Genomic DNA, 15,785 nt, shown 5'->3' with positions numbered 1-15,785 from the left:
TTCGAGTATATTGAGATAGACTACAATTGGCACCGACGGCATAGTGCCAACGGCGGGCTAAGCCCTGTGCAATTTGAGGAAAGCAACCTCGCTTAAGGCTGTGTCCACCGTTGCTGGGCAAGATCATACCGGAACAAACGCCACGCAGCAGGCTTTTCTATGAGACCGAAAACACTGTAGACATTGGCAGCCAGCGCCACACTATAGTAAATAGTAAGCAGCCAACCCGGCATCCCGACTGACCCCCATGAATTCAGCGACCGACATGGAACCATCAGCCAGCATTCCCTCTGAAGTAGGATCTGAGAGACAAGATAAGTCTCGTTATCCCCACGGCTCCGACCAAGGCTGGCATGAGCAGCAAAATACCCAGCAGCAGATTTGAATGCTGTTTGCAGTGCGGTTAATCGCCCCCATATTGCAAGCCGCCGCCACATTCATCGTTAAATCCCCCGCCATCGCAAAATTCGTCTACAGTCTGCAAAGAAGGATATATCTCTGATTGTCCCGGCATCGATTTAAAGAAAGGATCACCTGCACAACCACATGACTAAAGAAACCGAACTGGCCAGCGCCAAACGCCTTCCACTGCTGCTGTTATGCGGCGCCGCGGGTATTTTTATCGCCACGGTGCTTTACCCGCTGTGGTTCCCTGCCAATGCCTGGATCGGCGCGCTGAAAGCCATCTCAGAGGCAGCGATGGTCGGCGCATTGGCCGACTGGTTTGCCGTTAGCGCACTGTTCCGCCGGGTGCCGATACCGCTGGTGGGCCGCCACACCGCCATTATCCCGCGCAACAAGAATCGCATTGCCGATAACCTGGCGTTGTTCGTGCAGGATAAATTTCTCAACACCAACGCCCTGCTGGCGCTCATCCGCCGCCACGATCCGGCGCAGATCATCGCCAACTGGCTCAGCACGCCGGCGAATGCCGCACAGTTCAGCGGCTATCTGCTGAAAATGATCCGCGGGTTTCTCGATCTGGCCGATGACCAACGCATTCAGGCATTTATGCGCAGCGCTATTCATAAGGCGATTGATAAGGTGGATTTATCGCAAACGTCAGCCATGTTGTTAGAGAGCCTGACCAAAAACAACCGCCACCAGGTGCTGCTGGATGACGCCATCCGCCAGCTGTTGCATCTGGTGAACAAGCCGGGAACGCACGCGTTTATCGCCCAGCAGGTCATCAGTTGGCTCAAGCGTGAACACCCCATCACCGAAAAAATGCTGCCGACCGACTGGGTGGGCGACAAAAGCGCCGAACTGGCCGCTAGCGCGGTGCAATCCATTCTTAATGATATCGAGCAAGATGGCGCGCACGAATTGCGCCAGGGCTTTAACCGCGCTGTGCAGCGGCTGATCGCGCAGTTGCGCAGCAGCCCGGAGATGCAACTGAAAGCCGAAGAGATCAAAGACTATCTGAAACAGGACGAGGCCCTAAACAGCTACATAAGCCAGCTATGGGGCGATCTGCGCGCCTGGCTGAAAGCGGATCTGGACAAAACCGACTCGGTATTGCACACCAGGGCCAGCGCCGCCGGGCAGTGGCTGGGGGAAGCATTGCAGCAAGATGCGGAACTGCGCGCTTCGCTGAATCAGCATATGGAAGAAGCGGCCACCCATGCCGCCCCGGAATTTTCGACGTTTTTAAGCCGCCATATCAGCGACACGGTAAAAAGCTGGGACGCGCGCGATATGTCGCACCAGGTGGAACTGAATATCGGCAAGGATTTACAGCGCATCCGCATCAACGGCACGGTGGTGGGCGGCGTGATCGGCCTGATATTGTATCTGTTATCGCAGCTTCCGGTGTTGATCGCCTGGGTGCGCGTGGGGCAGTGATGCTCTTGCGATTCTCGGCACGCCGCCGCACACATTATTTCGCCATGGCGCAGGGGTTAAGATCACGCCCCTGCGGTTCCCTACCCGGCGAATAACGGTGCTATTCCCCATCGCCAACGCATCCATTCCGCACAAAATCGCTCACCCTCCATCCTTACCTCTTTCCCAACTCTAAGTGAAAAACGGTCATATCCTCACAAACGGGCATCAACAGTCATAGTAATCTCTGAAGAATAGTTTTTTCATCGCAATCGCGCTTGGGCGCATTTTATGCCTGAAACGATTATTTTTGTGATTACAGTCACTATTAAACGTGCGGACTGTTATTTATTTCACTTCTTTTAACGACATTCATCAACTTTTAAACGGCAGTAAAAATGCCGGTCGACAGTTTCGGCTGGTGCACATTTTACACCGGCCGGATCTTCTAACTTATAGTCATCGGAGGTTGCTATGTTGCCGATTGAAAGACACCGCTTGATCGTGGAGGAATTAAATCTTCATGGCCGGGTACTGGTCACTGAACTGGTGAATCTTTGCCGGGTATCACAGGAAACGATTCGCCGCGATTTAACCCGCCTGGAGAAAAAGGGGTTATTACAACGCAGCCACGGCGGCGCGGTAGTGATGCGAAAACATGAGCGCAACCAGGCCGAAAAAAACAGTAATTTCAGCGAACATGAATTGGCTTTTCGTTTGCGGATGCATGAAAACACGCAGCAAAAAACGCAAATTGCCAAGCGGGCGCTCGATTTTATCAACCCAGGCGACTGTATTTTACTGGACAGCAGCACCACAAGCTGGTTTCTGGCGCGCCAGTTGCCGGATGTCGAGCTGACGGTGTTAACCAATTCGCTGCAGATCGTCCAGACGCTGGCGGCCAAAGAACGTATTCGCACCATTTGCCTGGGGGGAGAATACTCCTCGCATAACGAAGATTTTAACGGCGTGGTAGCGGAACAACCCTTAAAGGATTTTCTGATCAACAAAACGTTCTTTTCATGCAGCAGCCTGGGCAACGATGGATATTTACGTGCAGCAAATGAAAACAATGCCCATTTAAAGCAGCAGATGTTGTTGGCATCGGAAAGAAAATATTTATTGCTCGATGCGGGGAAATTCCTGCGCCCCTCATTCGCGCGTATCTGCCATTACCGTGACGTCGATTTTTTAATTACCGACAGTTTAAAAGATAAGGAGCTGCAACAGGAACTGGCATGGAACGGCGTGAATGTGATTGATTGCTCACAGCGCGCTAATGCTATGCAGTTAATGAATCATCAAAAGATATAGCGCCATGAAAATAAAATTTATCGCCAGTATTCCGCTGGCACAGTTATACCCCAAATAATTCGAGTTGCAGGACAAAAACGCAAAAGCGTTTTTGAACAGCGCTAGCGCTGGCCCCATAGGGGTGAGGCCGAATGGCCGAATCACGCGGCAACGCAGCGAATACCCAGGAGCTTACTGGAGTAAGTGACTGGGGTGAGCGACAAATCTGCCGGGAGCAGATTTGAACGCTGTTGGCAGCGGCCCCAAAGGGGCGAGGCCCAGGGATGGGCCGAGTAACCAAGCCAACACACCTGCAGCTTGAAGTATGACGGGTATAGCATCACCGGCCAAACCGAGGCTGTAATATGCAAGCATTCACACCGCAAACATTAATTACGCTGGAAAATTTATCCAAAACTTTTGGCGGTAACCGTGCGTTAAGCGATATTTCACTGTTCTTAATGGCGGGAGAGGTACATTGCCTGGCGGGCACCAACGGCTGTGGTAAAAGCACCTTAATTAAAGTCATCTCCGGCGTTCACGTTCCAGATGCCGCCAGCCAGATTACGCTCGGCAACGGTGAGCGTATTTCCCGCCTCACGCCCAAGCAGGCACGCGATTTCGGCATCCAAGTGATATATCAGGATCTGTCGCTGTTCCCTAACCTCACCGTGGCGGAAAACATCGCCTTCGAATATAACCTGGGCCACCTGCTGGGCTGGTACAGCGCGAAGAAGCTGAAAGCCTGCGCGCAACGCATTATTCATGAGCTGAAGTTCGAGCTGGATCTGGATGCGAAGGTCGCGGCGCTTTCCATCGCCCAGCGCCAGCAGGTGGCGATTTGCCGCGCGCTGGTGGCGGATGCCCGCTTGGTCATTATGGATGAGCCCACCGCCTCGCTCACCCGCACCGAGGTGAACCAGCTCCTGCGCACCGTGCGCTATCTGAAAGAGAAAAACATTTGCGTGGTATTTGTCAGCCACCGGCTGGATGAAGTGCTGGAGATTTCCGACCGGGTTACCGTGCTGCGCGACGGCCGCAAGATGGGCACCTGGCCGGCCAGCGACATGGACAGCCGCCGCCTCACCGAACTGATGACGGGCCTGAAACTCGACTACCACCTGAAAACGCCGACGCTGAACCCGCAGCGCAAGCTGCTTGAGGTGGAGAACCTGAGCCGTGAAGCGCAGTACCACGACGTCAACTTTTCCCTCTATGAAGGCGAAGTCCTGGGGCTGTGCGGGCTGTTGGGCTCCGGCCGCACCGAACTGGCGCTATCGCTGTTCGGCATGACCCGGCCAGACAGCGGCAAAATCTGGCTGGACAGCAAACCGGTGCGCTTTCGTAGCCACGAGGATGCGATCAAGGCCGGCATCGGCTATGTCTCTGAAGATCGCCTCACGCTGGGGCTGGTGCAGCAGCAGTCGGTCGCCGACAACATGGTGATCGCGATCCTCGATCAGCTACGCAACCGCTTCCACCTGATCGATGAATACCGCAAAAACAAGCTCATCCACAGTTGGATAAACCAACTGGGCGTGCGCGTGGCGGATCCGGAACACGCCATTTCCACGCTCTCCGGCGGCAATCAGCAAAAAATCGTGCTGGCGAAATGGGTGCTGACACAGCCTAAGATCCTGATCCTCGATTCCCCCACGGTCGGTGTAGACGTCGGCGCAAAGGCCAGTATCTACAGCCTGATACATCAGTTGGCGAAAGAAGGCCTGGCGATCCTCCTTATTTCGGACGAAGTGCCGGAGGTTTACTACAACTGCGACCGCATCCTTCATTTCCGTGACGGCACCATACACGCCGAATATCAACCGCAGCAGGTGGCGCAGCAGCAACTGGCGGAGGTGATCAATGCCTGATTTATCCTTACTCAAACCGAAATCCAGCCAGGGCTGGCTGGCGTGGGTGCTGTTGTTCTTTATCGTGCTGTTCTCGTTCGCCAGCGAACAGTTCCTGTCGTTGCAAAACCTGCTCGATCTGGCGGAAACCTACGCCGTCACCGGCATCTTCGCGCTGGGGCTGTTCGTGGTGCTGGTGACCGGGGGGATCGATATCTCCTTCGCCGCCGTGGCTTCGGTGGTGCAGTACATCATTGCGGCGCTGTTCGTGAATCTGGGCTTCGATAATGCCCCGCTGAGTATTCTGCTGGCGATCCTCTGTGGCACGCTGTTCGGCGTCATCAACGCGGTGCTGATCTACTGGCTGCGGATTGTGTCGATCATCATCACCATCAGTATGCAGGCGCTGCTGTTTGGCCTGCTGATGTGGATCACCGAAGGGCGCAGCCTCTATAACCTGCCGGAGTGGTGGGTCACGCTGCATAACGTGCTGCCATTTACCGTCAATGGACAGCCTTACCAGATCGGCCTGCCGCTCGCCATTATGCTGATCATCACCGTGATCACCTGGCTGCTGCTCAACAAAACCCACCTTGGCCGCCAGCTCTACGCCACGGGCGGCGATCAGGAATCCGCACGCCGCATCGGCATCCGGGTGGGGTTGATCCATATACTGGCCTATGGCTACCTGGGCGCGCTCGCCGCCATCGGCGGGCTGGTGCAGGTCTATCGCGTCGGCGAGGTGGTGCCCAACGCGCTGGTGGGCGGCGAGCTGGATGTACTGGCCGCCACCGTGCTGGGCGGCGCCAGCCTGATGGGCGGCAAAGGCAGCGTCACCGGCACGCTGATGGGCGTGTTCCTGATCGCCATATTGAAAAACGGCCTCAACCTGGTGGGCGTTTCCAGCTACTTCATGAACATCGTCATCGGCGTAGTGATTATGGTCGCCATCGCCGTCACCCACTACAAAAAACGCAAAGAGACCGACGTCAGCTTCGTCTGACCAGGGAGAACGCCATGAAAAGACTTCATTTTCTCAGCAGTGATAAAGCGCACCCTGGCCTGTTGCTGCTGATTGCCCTCGGCATCGTCGCCTTTAGCCTCTTGTTGCCCGGGCGGTTTTTAACCGGGACGACCTTTGTCAGCATGGCGTTTCAACTGCCGGAGCTGGGGCTACTGACGCTGGCGATGTTTATCGCCATTCTTAGCGGCGGCCTGAACCTGTGTATTATCGCCACCGCCAACCTGACGGCGCTGTTTATCGCCTGGGTACTGCTGACCTTCCTGCCGGCCGGCGCCGGTACCGGCCTGCAACTGTTGTGGCTGCTGCTGGCGCTGGCCGGGGCGGCGTTGATCGCCACGCTGATTGGGCTGATCACCGGGCTGATGGTGAGCCGCATCGGCGCGCACCCGATTCTGGTTACGCTGGCGACCATGATGACGGTCAACGGCATCGGCATCTGGCTGACGCGCGGCACTGCGGTGAGCGGCATGCCGGACGTGGTGCGGGCGCTGGGGGCGGATACCTTCCTGGGCATCCCGCTGCCGCTCTGGCTGTTCTTCTGCGCCAGCGGCGCGATGGCGCTGTTTTTGGGCAAAACCCGCGCCGGGAAATGCATCTATATGGGCGGCAGCAACATCAACGCCACCTGGTTCAGCGGCGTCAATACCCACCGTTTACTGATTCTGGTTTATGTCATTTCCAGCCTGCTGTGCGTGCTGGCCGGGCTGGTAATGATGGCGCGTTTCAACTCGGCGCGCATGGGCTATGGCGATTCCTACCTGCTGATTACCGTGCTGGCCATCATCCTGGGCGGCGCAGACCCGAACGGCGGGTTTGGCCGGGTTACCGGCGTGGTGCTGGCGCTGATTGCGCTGCAGATCCTCTCGACCGGCTTCAACCTGATGAACATCAGCCAGCACTTCAGCCTGGCGATGTGGGGCGCCGTGTTGATTGTGGTGCTGGGCCTGAAGTTCTGCAAAACCAAACTCCTTCACTCCCGCGCGGTGCGGCGCAGCACATTGCTTGCACGCCAGGCCGGCTTAACGAACAAAAAGGAAGTCTGATGCGTACCCTAATTTCGCCCTCATTAATGTGCATGAACCTAATGGAAATCAAGCAGCAACTGGCGGTGCTCAATACCCGCGCCGACTTCCTACACATCGACATCATGGACGGCCACTATGTGAAAAACATCACCCTGTCGCCCTTCTTTATCGAACAGATCCGGCCATTCACGCCGGTGACGATCGACGTGCACATGATGGTGGAAGAGCCGACCGATTTTATTGAGGCGGTGGCCAACGCCGGCGCGGACTACATCTGCCCACATGCCGAAACCATCAACAAAGACGCTTTCCGGGTGATTAATCAAATTCGGGCGTTGGGGAAAAAAGTGGGCGTGGTGCTCAACCCCGCCACCCCGGTCGCCTTTATTCAGCATTACATCCACCTGCTGGACAAAATCACCGTGATGACGGTCGATCCCGGCTACGCCGGCCAGCCGTTTATTGCGGAAATGGTGCAGAAAATCGCCGAACTGCGCGATCTCAAAACGCAGCACGGCTACCGCTATCTGATTGAGATCGACGGTTCGTGCAACCAGAAAACCTATCGCACGCTGCTGAACGCCGGGGCGGAAGTGCTGATTGTAGGCACGTCCGGGCTGTTTAACCTGCACGAAGATCTGGCTTCCGCCTGGTCTTTAATGATCGAAAACATCGAACAGGCGCGGGAGCCGGTATGACTGAAACCTGGCTGGGCATCGACATCGGCGGCACCAGTACCCGTTTATTAACCTTGCAAGGCGACGACGGCTGGGCGGGGTTTCGCAAATTGCCCACCGCCGGATGGGCGACCGCGCCGGATGCGCTGGCCGCGCTGGCGGAACTGATTGCCGCCGCCCAGGCCGAACGGCCGATTGCCGGCGTGATGCTTGGGCTGCCGGGGATCCTCAGCCGCGATCGCCGCCAGGTGGTTTCATTGCCGTTTATCCAGGCGCTGGACGGCATACCGGTGGCGGCGAATCTCAGCGAGATGATTGGCGCCCCGGTAGCGATGGATAAAGATGTTAACCACCTGATGCTGTGGGATCTGTTGCAACTGGACACGCTGCCGGATAACGCCGTCGGCTTTTACCTCGGCACCGGCATGGGCAACAGCCTGTGGCTAAACGGGCAGTTTTACCACGGCGAGCATGGCGGCTCGGGCGAAGTGGGCCATATTCCCTGGGCGGATAACGATCGCCCGTGCCCCTGCGGCAACCAGGGGTGCGCCGAGACGATCACCTCCGGGAGCTGGTTAAGCCATTGGGCGCATGAGCATTACCCCACCCTGCCAATATCGCAACTGTTTAGCCGCCACGGCGCACACCCGGCGTTGCAGCAGTTTGTTTCCCGGCTGGCCAAGGTGATCGCCAGCGAAATGAACATCCTGGATCCGGAGTATCTCATTCTCGGCGGCGGCGTGCTGGCGATGGCCGATTTCCCGCTGGCGCAGTTGCACCGCGAGATCGCCCGCCATTTGCGCCCGCCGGTAACGCGCGGCGGCCTGAAGATCATCAACAGCCATGCCACCGACCACACCGGCTGCCGGGGCGCCTGCCTGGCGGCGGCGCGTTATTTCAGGAGGGCATGATGAAAGGCAAAGTCTGCGTATTCGGCTCGTTTAACCTGGATATCGTTACTAAAATGTCACGCTTCCCGATGCCGGGGGAATCGCTGGTGGCGCACAGCACCATGATGGGGCCGGGCGGCAAAGGCTCCAACCAGGCCACGGCCGCGCTGCGCGCCGGCGCACGGGTGCATTACATCGGCAAAGTGGGCAACGACGATTTTGGGCTGTTTGCCCGCCGCCACCTGGAGAAGACGGGGTTCGATGCCATCACCCTGTTCACCTGCAAGGAAAAGCCCACCGGCAACGCGATGATTTTTGTGGCCGGGGATGATGCGGAGAACATGATTTCGGTTTACCCCGGCGCCAATCTGACGGTCAGCGCCGCCGAGGTGAAGCGATGCCAGCCCACGGTGGCCGCGGCCGATATCCTGTTGGTGCAGTTGGAAAATAACCTGAGCGCGATTCAGCGCATGGTCAATTGCGCCAGGCAAGTCGGCACTTATGTGATCGTCAACCCGGCGCCCTGGCAGAAGGTGAAAGACAGCTTTCTGGCACAAACCGATCTACTCACCCCCAACAGCACCGAGGCCGGCCAAATCACCGGGATTGCGATCACCGACCTGCCCTCTGCCCGGCAGGCGGCAAAAGCGCTGCACGCCAAGGGCGTGCGCCAGTTGATCATCACGCTGGGCATGCAAGGGGCGTTGCTATCAACCGGGCAACAGATGGCCCTGGTGCCGGTTTACCCGGCCCAGCCGGCAGACACTACCGGCGCCGGCGACGCGTTCAACGGCGCGCTGGCCGCGCGCCTGGCCGCCGGGGAAACATTGGAACAGGCGGCGCTGTTTGCCGCTGCCTACGCGGCGGTGTGCGTTGAGCGGCCCGGTGCGGCCGCCGCGATGCCGGCGTATGCCGAGGCGATCGCGCGGATGCAACAACACCCGGAACTGGGCATCACCGTACTGGCCGATGGCAGTGAAATGGCCGGCGCACCCGCGTCATTCTCTGGTTTTTAACGCAGTACCCTACATAGCGAAAAACGGAGCACAAAATGAAAAAGATAGCGGCAGTACTGATTTCCCTGGCGTTAAGCGGCTATGCATTCGCAAATGAGCCGCTGAAGATGGGGGTGGTAGTGAAAGTCGGCGGCACCCCTTGGTTCAACTCGATGGAAGAAGGCATTAAGAAAGAAGCGGCCAAGCAAGGGATCACCGCCTGGCAGGTGGGGCCGACGGCGCAGGATCCGGCGCTGCAGGTAAAAGCCATCGAAGATCTTATCACGCAGAAGGTCGATATTATCGGCGTGGTGCCGGTGGATCCGGCGGTGCTGGAGCCGGCGTTGAAGAAGGCGAAAGACGCCGGTATCAAAGTGATTGTGCATGAATCCCCGGCGCAGAAAAACGCCGACTGGGATTTTGAACTGGTGGACGCGAAAACCTTCGGCGAACGGCATATGCAGCTGATGGCGCAGTGTATGAAGGAACAGGGGCAGTACGCGATTATTGTCGGCAGCCTGACTATTCCGCTGCACCGTGAATGGGCGCAAGCGGCCATCGATTACCAGAAACAGCACTACCCGAAGATGCAGCAGGTGGGCGATCTGTACGGCACCGGGGAATCGCTGGATGACTCCATGCGGGTGACCAATGAACTGATGTCTAAATATCCCGATTTCAAAGGGATGATGGCCTTTGGCTCCCCTGGGCCGGTGGGCGCGGGCCGCGCCGTTGCCCGGCGCAATAAAAGCGACAGCGTTTGTGTGGTAGGCGCCTATAGCCCTGGACAAGCGGCGGCACTGGTGCGCAGCGGTGATATCAAGGGCGGCTATATCTGGAACCCGATGACCGCCGGGGAGATTTTCGTCCGTCTTGGAAAGATGGTGGCGGAGAACAAACCGATCGCGGAAGGCACTGAAATTGAAGGCATGGGCAAGATGCGGGTAGATACGACTAACCACACCCTGTACGGCGACAGCCTGGAGAGCCTGGATAAAGACAACCTGCCCAAACTGCTGAAAATGGGCCTGTAAGGAGAGACGGGTGATGGCCAGACGTAAAATTATTATCGATACCGATCCGGCAATCGGCATCCCAGGCACCGACGCCGACGATCCGATAGCGATTATGCTGGCGCTGCAGGATCCGCGCCTGGAGCTAATGGGCATTACGACGGTGTTTGGCAATTGCCCGCCGCTGCTTGGCGCACGCTGCGCAACGCGCATTTTGCAGGTGGCCGGGCGCACGGCGATCCCGGTGGCGGCCGGGATGGGCACACCGATGGGCGGAACACTGCCGGAGCTGTTGCAGCGCGCCTATGCAGGCCCGCGCGGGCGCGAAGGCAGCATTGCGCTCCCAGCGGCGGAATCTTCCCATTGCGGCCGGCACGCCAGCGAACTGATCATCGATCTGGTGCGGCAATACCCGGGGGAAATCACGCTGGTTTGCATCGGCGCCCACAGCAACCTGGCGCTGGCGCTGCTGAAAGCGCCGGACATCCAACCGTTGATTAAGGAAGTGGTGATGATGGCCGGCGCACTGGGGATGGATGCCACCTGGGGGCGCGGCAACATCACCCCGGTGGCGGAATGCAATATCTGGTTTGATCCGCAGGCTGCGGATATTGTGTTCCGTTCCGGCATCCCGCTGACGATGGTGAGCCTTGATGTCACCAATACCGCCACCGGCTTGGTGCTGACGCGTGAACATCTGCAGGATATCGCGCAGGATAAACCACTGACCGCCTTATTTAAGCAGGTTTGCGCAACCTACTTCGAAGCGCCGATGTTCGACTGGTCGGAAGGCTGTGTGCTTTATGATCCGCTGGCGGTGGCCGTGGCGGCCGATGCCAGCGTTGGACGTTTCGAAGAGATGGCGATTGGCATTGAAACCGCGGGCCGGCTAACGCTGGGGCAAACCGTGCCGCTTCGCGACACATCGCCCAATGTGCGGGTGTGCACGCACATCGACGGGCAGAAAATCGTCCGTGATATCGTGGCGCAAATCGTCGGCTGATGGGCGGTTAGTGGGTGATGTTTGGTAGGTTAAGGCCTGATGTTTCTCTGGAATGTCGGGCCTTTTTTGATGGGGGATTACCCGCCTAAGTGAGTAAACTCTCAACCAGAGGTCGCTCACATGACAAAATCCGTATCAACCAGCAAGAAACCCCGTAAGCGACATACGCCTGAATTTCGTCAGGAAGCGCTTAAACTGGCTGAGCATATCGGGGTTGCCGCCGCAGCTCGCCAGCTCGGCCTGTATGAGTTGCAACTGTACGCCTGGCACAGTAAACAACAGCAACAACTGACTGGGAACGCGGGAAGAAGTCCGCAGTGATATTTTTGATTACGTCGAAATGTTTTATAACAGTAAGCCTCGGCATGGCTCGAGTGATCAGATGTCACCGACGGAATATGAACATCAATATTATCAACGGCTCGGAAGTATCTAGATTATCCGTGATCCGTGGCGATTCAGGATGCAAATATTTCTACCTGTCCAACACGCCATTACCGAAGATGGCGAGTGGGTTACAGTCAGAGAATTGCCCGTTGATTACATGGGTCAACTGAAATGCGATAGCTGCCATGCCAACGTGGTGGTTATCGAGAATAAATCAGGTGAGGAGGAATTTGTTCACTCTCGCCATACCTGCAGGAAATAACTAAAACCCGACGTTGTCGTTACGCGATTCGAACTCCGACTCCGGTACGCTCGCCGGGTACAGGGGCGGTAATGGCGAGGCAGATAAAAGTAGCCACATCCATAACCCCCCATTCCCCCACTTGACCTCTGGATACTGCGGATCAGAACATGTAGTAAGAAAATGGCGTTGTACATGGTGTGAACATCGCTACTAAGGAATTAAGCAGTGTCCACAATGTGGTGAGTGGACATACAGGCTTGAGATTAACGAATGACAAGGCTAATTAACTCAATGAGTTGCAACTATGGGCTAGATATCCTCCCTCAACCTTGATCAGGTAGTATTTTACGAGCAAAATCGAAATTATTTACCTGATAGTGAAATCAATGGATTCCATCAAAACCCTGCAACAGGCAGTTACTAACATCACGATCTGGCGCAAAGGCGAGCAGCGTGCACCACATAAGCCATTGCTGCTGTTATATGTATTAGCGGGGTATCAGAACGGCCATGGGCGCCTGTTTGATTACGGTTCAGAAGTCAGAGACAACCTGCATAGCCTGTTGGAACGGTTTGGACCACAACGCGCCCAATACCGACCTGATATGCCCTTCTGGCGTTTGCAGGGTGATGGATTTTGGGAACTGCAAAATGCGGAACGTTGTTCCACATCAGGTAGTAGTAGACAGCCACCTGCAAGAGAATTAGTTGAACATCATGTTGCAGGTGGTTTTGACGAGCAGCATTACACTCTTTTGATAAAGAGTAAGAACCTGATTAACTCTATGGCTCAGCAAATCCTCGAAGCACACTTTACCGAAAGCATTCAGGAAGAACTCGCCGAGGAGTTGGGATTTAATATCCTGCAAATCCGTAAACAGCGCGATCCCTTGTTTCGGCAGCAGGTGCTGCGGGCCTACAATTATGAATGCGCTATCTGTGGGTTCAATATGCGACATGACAATTCTTCCATAGCCCTGGAAGCAGCTCATATCAAATGGAAGCAGCATGGAGGGCCATGTGAGATCGCGAATGGTTTAGCGCTCTGTGCAATCCATCATAAAGCCTTTGATAAAGGCGCTATTGGGGTGGATGAAAATATGCGAGTTCAAATATCTTCCGCTGTAAATGGCAATAGCATTGTATCCAGACTCTTTTGGGACTTCTCAGGAGCTCAAATCCAACTCCCAATGCAGAAAGAGAATTATCCGCAAGCTAATTTTATTGCGTGGCATACACGAGAAATTTTCAGGAAGTAACACACATACAATTTGGTGGTGATAAATATGTCGTTTCCTAGTTATAAAGAGATAGAAATCCCCTTACTTTTAAATATCTATAATCGGGGGGGAGAAGTAAGCTCTTCCTCATGTTATGAACCGTTGGGGAAGGAGTTTGGCCTTACAAACGAAGAAATGAGCATGTTACTTCCTGATGATAGCAACCGCCCCCAATGGAACAACATGGTCCAATGGGCGAGAAAAAAGCTTGTTGACTACAAGTACCTTCATAATGCAAAAGAATCAGGTCTTGGCATCTGGAAACTCACACAAGATGGCATCAAAAAAGCAGAATCGCTTTCCACCAGATTGGAAATCGATTATCCAGATGATGTTCCGGAAACCTTTTATGAAGGTGCCGTAAAACAGATCAAAGTTAACAAATACGAACGTAGTAAAACAGCAAGAGACAAATGCATAGATCATTACGGCTGTCAGTGTAGCGTGTGCAATATGGACTTTGAGAAAACGTATGGTGAAACCGGTAAGGACTATATTCACGTCCACCATATTATTCCCCTCTCTGATATTGGAGAGCGCTACAAACTCGACCCCGTAAAAGACCTTCGCCCTGTCTGCCCCAATTGCCATGCAATGATCCACAGACAAAAACCATCACTCACTATTGAGGAATTGAAAACCTTAATGAAAAAAGTAAAAAAATAGAAAAGAGTGGGGATTGCCACGCGGGGCCGCTGGGTGATTGAGGGTGACCTGTCCAGCTACTTCGACACTGTACATCATCGACTGCTGATGAAAGCCGTGCGTCGCAGGAGCAGTGACGCACGTTTCATGGCTCTGCTGTGAAGAATTGGTCTTATTGACGGGCTGGTAAGACGCGACTTACGTCGATTCGGCGCAGGCCATGAGTCTGGGTTTGTTTATCACCACGCCAGGCGTATGATCGGCTCTAGCCTGGCTGCCACGGGACTGGTGTGGTTGGCGGTACCGGTTTTTCTTGAGCCGAAGTATGTGTTGATGCCTGGAGCTGGTGGTATCCGCGGCGGGTGGGGCGTTCAAAAAATATATGTGAGCGCCCCATCATCGATAAATCATTCAGATGAATTATTATATTGGGTCTGGAGTATCTTATTTAACAATTTACATTCTTCAGGCCAAGGTATCATTCGCCCAAAAGAAATAAAGAACAGGAACATAACTACAGCAACTGAATATAATATCAAATGTCCCCAAACAGGAATTTGCTCATATCTGTAAGTAGATAAGATTAAAGATAAAATGGCAATCGATAGAAACTGAAAAGAAAATAAACCATACATACTGTTCTCAAACCAGAAAGAGAATCCTTTCTTAAATACAAGAGCTCCATCTTTAATCAGCAAAAACGTTCTAAATTTTTTAAAGAAACCGACAGGTATTGACTCTCTATTCTCAACCAGTAGCCGCAAAACAATTTTTTGCCTGGCGACATCTGCAATGCTTGTCATACGATATCCAATTATCCTTGTAATTTCATCTTGTATGCAAGCACTGACTTCATCCGGGAGCTTGTGGCTATCCAGAAGATGCTGTAATTCATTTAATTTAGAATTCCTGACATCGTTAACAAATGCGATAATCTCCCGTATTTTCCAGATAACAAGAGCCAATGGACCAGCAATAAAAATAAAGAGAAGAATCTGCTTTACTTCCAGTGTCCCACTTGACACTGCTGCAGTGATCCATCCATTCACTATATCAAGTATTTTACCCATAATATATCCCCCTAAGAAATGAGACTACATATAAGCATAAAACAGTACAACATAAACTTGGTAACCGTATTTTCAATTTCTTGCTGAAATCTTCTTTCGGATCGTTGCATGGTAATTAATAAACCAGAACTAAAGAAAAGCCGCTTATGCAAGCAATCACGACATTTATCGCCAGCCTGTTTGTAACCAGTTCCGCTCCCCCTCTGTCAGGATAGATGGCACCCCTATCGAAAAAACTAATGACAAGATGGGACCAGATCGTGAAGCATATTTCACCAGAACGTAAATCAGCCGCACTGGCTAAACTACTGCCGCCCTACAACATGACCGCCACCGCAGTTGCACAGATGGAAGGGATATCAGAAGCTACCCTCTATGACTGGCGTAACAAGGCGAAAGCAGAGGGAATACCGGTGCCGGGTGCAGACAAAACCACAGATGAAGTGGTCAACTAAAACTGGCCACCGCTTTAGAGTTTTTCCAGTATCGGTTTTCCGATTCGTTTGGTGGTAACCCACCGTTATATTCGTGTGGCCTGAGTGCACTGTAATACCCAACGATATAG

General features: G+C 54.3%; 15 protein-coding genes and 4 pseudogenes. 18 read left to right on the top strand and 1 reads right to left on the bottom strand.

Features of this window, described 5'->3' with window-relative positions; all coding sequences use genetic code 11:
* The 17 genes and pseudogenes from AC559G_RS18320 to AC559G_RS18240 all read left to right on the top strand — a co-directional run.
* On the top strand, nt 1-96 hold a 96-nt coding region (locus AC559G_RS18320; RefSeq protein ID WP_498913690.1), incomplete at its 5' end, for an IS3 family transposase.
* Nucleotides 97-546: 450 nt separating this feature from the next.
* The gene (locus AC559G_RS18315; RefSeq protein ID WP_498913719.1) at nt 547-1,845 is read left to right on the top strand and encodes a DUF445 domain-containing protein; all 1,299 of its coding nucleotides are present in this window, start codon (nt 547-549) and stop codon (nt 1,843-1,845) included.
* A gap of 453 nt (nt 1,846-2,298) precedes the next feature.
* Entirely contained in the window at nt 2,299-3,138 is an 840-nt protein-coding gene (locus AC559G_RS18310; RefSeq protein WP_498913717.1) for a DeoR/GlpR family DNA-binding transcription regulator, read from the top strand.
* Between the two features lie 344 nt (nt 3,139-3,482).
* Complete coding sequence (locus tag AC559G_RS18305; protein WP_498913716.1) at nt 3,483-4,988, top strand: sugar ABC transporter ATP-binding protein; 1,506 nt, start codon at nt 3,483-3,485, stop codon at nt 4,986-4,988.
* Nucleotides 4,981-5,970, top strand: a complete 990-nt coding sequence (locus tag AC559G_RS18300; protein WP_279026492.1) for an ABC transporter permease — start codon at nt 4,981-4,983, stop codon at nt 5,968-5,970. Before AC559G_RS18305 ends, AC559G_RS18300 begins: the two co-directional genes overlap by 8 nt.
* Nucleotides 5,971-5,984: 14 nt before the next feature.
* Nucleotides 5,985-7,034, top strand: a complete 1,050-nt coding sequence (locus tag AC559G_RS18295; protein ID WP_095846995.1) for an ABC transporter permease — start codon at nt 5,985-5,987, stop codon at nt 7,032-7,034.
* Nucleotides 7,034-7,714 (top strand): D-allulose 6-phosphate 3-epimerase, encoded by a 681-nt coding sequence (alsE, locus tag AC559G_RS18290; RefSeq protein ID WP_095846994.1) that lies wholly within the window; start codon nt 7,034-7,036, stop codon nt 7,712-7,714. The genes AC559G_RS18295 and alsE overlap by 1 nt, the downstream gene beginning before the upstream one ends.
* Complete coding sequence (gene alsK, locus AC559G_RS18285; RefSeq protein WP_095846993.1) at nt 7,711-8,604, top strand: allose kinase; 894 nt, start codon at nt 7,711-7,713, stop codon at nt 8,602-8,604. The genes alsE and alsK overlap by 4 nt, the downstream gene beginning before the upstream one ends.
* Entirely contained in the window at nt 8,604-9,599 is a 996-nt protein-coding gene (locus AC559G_RS18280; protein ID WP_498913720.1) for a ribokinase, read from the top strand. Before alsK ends, AC559G_RS18280 begins: the two co-directional genes overlap by 1 nt.
* 35 nt (nt 9,600-9,634) lie before the next feature.
* Nucleotides 9,635-10,612 carry a type 1 periplasmic-binding domain-containing protein gene (locus AC559G_RS18275; RefSeq protein ID WP_498913714.1) on the top strand — a complete coding sequence of 326 codons (978 nt, stop codon included), beginning with the start codon at nt 9,635-9,637 and terminating at the stop codon, nt 10,610-10,612.
* 13 nt (nt 10,613-10,625) lie between these two features.
* Complete coding sequence (locus tag AC559G_RS18270) at nt 10,626-11,594, top strand: nucleoside hydrolase (protein WP_498913713.1); 969 nt, start codon at nt 10,626-10,628, stop codon at nt 11,592-11,594.
* Between the two features lie 120 nt (nt 11,595-11,714).
* Nucleotides 11,715-11,894, top strand: a pseudogene (locus tag AC559G_RS18265) (transposase); the annotation flags it as partial.
* Nucleotides 11,893-12,030, top strand: a pseudogene (locus AC559G_RS18260) (IS3 family transposase); the annotation flags it as partial. The pseudogenes AC559G_RS18265 and AC559G_RS18260, both read left to right, overlap by 2 nt.
* A 581-nt stretch (nt 12,031-12,611) precedes the next feature.
* Complete coding sequence (locus AC559G_RS18255; protein WP_416261044.1) at nt 12,612-13,484, top strand: phosphorothioated DNA-binding restriction endonuclease; 873 nt, start codon at nt 12,612-12,614, stop codon at nt 13,482-13,484.
* Nucleotides 13,485-13,511: 27 nt separating this feature from the next.
* Nucleotides 13,512-14,171: a winged helix-turn-helix domain-containing protein gene (locus AC559G_RS18250; RefSeq protein WP_498913710.1), complete on the top strand. Its 660-nt coding sequence runs from the start codon at nt 13,512-13,514 to the stop codon at nt 14,169-14,171.
* Nucleotides 14,172-14,189: 18 nt separating this feature from the next.
* Nucleotides 14,190-14,309: pseudogene (locus tag AC559G_RS18245) on the top strand (hypothetical protein); the annotation flags it as partial.
* A gap of 6 nt (nt 14,310-14,315) precedes the next feature.
* A pseudogene (locus tag AC559G_RS18240) lies at nt 14,316-14,538 on the top strand (IncC plasmid conjugative DNA transfer DtrJ family protein); the annotation flags it as partial.
* A 19-nt stretch (nt 14,539-14,557) separates the two neighbouring features.
* Here AC559G_RS18240 and AC559G_RS18235 read toward each other — a convergent pair.
* Complete coding sequence (locus AC559G_RS18235) at nt 14,558-15,220, bottom strand: hypothetical protein (protein ID WP_498913709.1); 663 nt, start codon at nt 15,218-15,220, stop codon at nt 14,558-14,560.
* 239 nt (nt 15,221-15,459) lie between these two features.
* Here AC559G_RS18235 and AC559G_RS18230 point away from each other — a divergent pair, with 239 nt between their 5' ends.
* Nucleotides 15,460-15,675, top strand: coding sequence for a transposase (locus AC559G_RS18230; RefSeq protein WP_498913707.1), 216 nt, complete (start codon nt 15,460-15,462; stop codon nt 15,673-15,675).
* Nucleotides 15,676-15,785: the final 110 nt, after the last annotated feature.

Origin of the sequence: Gibbsiella greigii (genome assembly GCF_039540155.1) — a bacterium.
In the GTDB taxonomy this organism is placed as follows: domain Bacteria; phylum Pseudomonadota; class Gammaproteobacteria; order Enterobacterales; family Enterobacteriaceae; genus Gibbsiella; species Gibbsiella quercinecans.
This window is presented reverse-complemented; position numbering and strand designations above follow the sequence as displayed.

Excerpts from the sequence above, each read along its gene's own strand:
- AC559G_RS18275 (WP_498913714.1), top strand. The coding sequence starts at position 9,635 with ATGAAAAAGATAGCGGCAGTACTGATTTCCCTGGCGTTAAGCGGCTAT.
- AC559G_RS18250 (WP_498913710.1), top strand. The coding sequence starts at position 13,512 with ATGTCGTTTCCTAGTTATAAAGAGATAGAAATCCCCTTACTTTTAAAT.
- AC559G_RS18280 (WP_498913720.1), top strand. The coding sequence starts at position 8,604 with ATGAAAGGCAAAGTCTGCGTATTCGGCTCGTTTAACCTGGATATCGTT.
- AC559G_RS18310 (WP_498913717.1), top strand. The coding sequence starts at position 2,299 with ATGTTGCCGATTGAAAGACACCGCTTGATCGTGGAGGAATTAAATCTT.
- alsK (WP_095846993.1), top strand. The coding sequence starts at position 7,711 with ATGACTGAAACCTGGCTGGGCATCGACATCGGCGGCACCAGTACCCGT.
- AC559G_RS18230 (WP_498913707.1), top strand. The coding sequence starts at position 15,460 with ATGACAAGATGGGACCAGATCGTGAAGCATATTTCACCAGAACGTAAA.
- AC559G_RS18295 (WP_095846995.1), top strand. The coding sequence starts at position 5,985 with ATGAAAAGACTTCATTTTCTCAGCAGTGATAAAGCGCACCCTGGCCTG.
- AC559G_RS18270 (WP_498913713.1), top strand. The coding sequence starts at position 10,626 with ATGGCCAGACGTAAAATTATTATCGATACCGATCCGGCAATCGGCATC.
- alsE (WP_095846994.1), top strand. The coding sequence starts at position 7,034 with ATGCGTACCCTAATTTCGCCCTCATTAATGTGCATGAACCTAATGGAA.
- AC559G_RS18255 (WP_416261044.1), top strand. The coding sequence starts at position 12,612 with ATGGATTCCATCAAAACCCTGCAACAGGCAGTTACTAACATCACGATC.
- AC559G_RS18315 (WP_498913719.1), top strand. The coding sequence starts at position 547 with ATGACTAAAGAAACCGAACTGGCCAGCGCCAAACGCCTTCCACTGCTG.
- AC559G_RS18300 (WP_279026492.1), top strand. The coding sequence starts at position 4,981 with ATGCCTGATTTATCCTTACTCAAACCGAAATCCAGCCAGGGCTGGCTG.
- AC559G_RS18235 (WP_498913709.1), bottom strand. The coding sequence starts at position 15,220 with ATGGGTAAAATACTTGATATAGTGAATGGATGGATCACTGCAGCAGTG.
- AC559G_RS18305 (WP_498913716.1), top strand. The coding sequence starts at position 3,483 with ATGCAAGCATTCACACCGCAAACATTAATTACGCTGGAAAATTTATCC.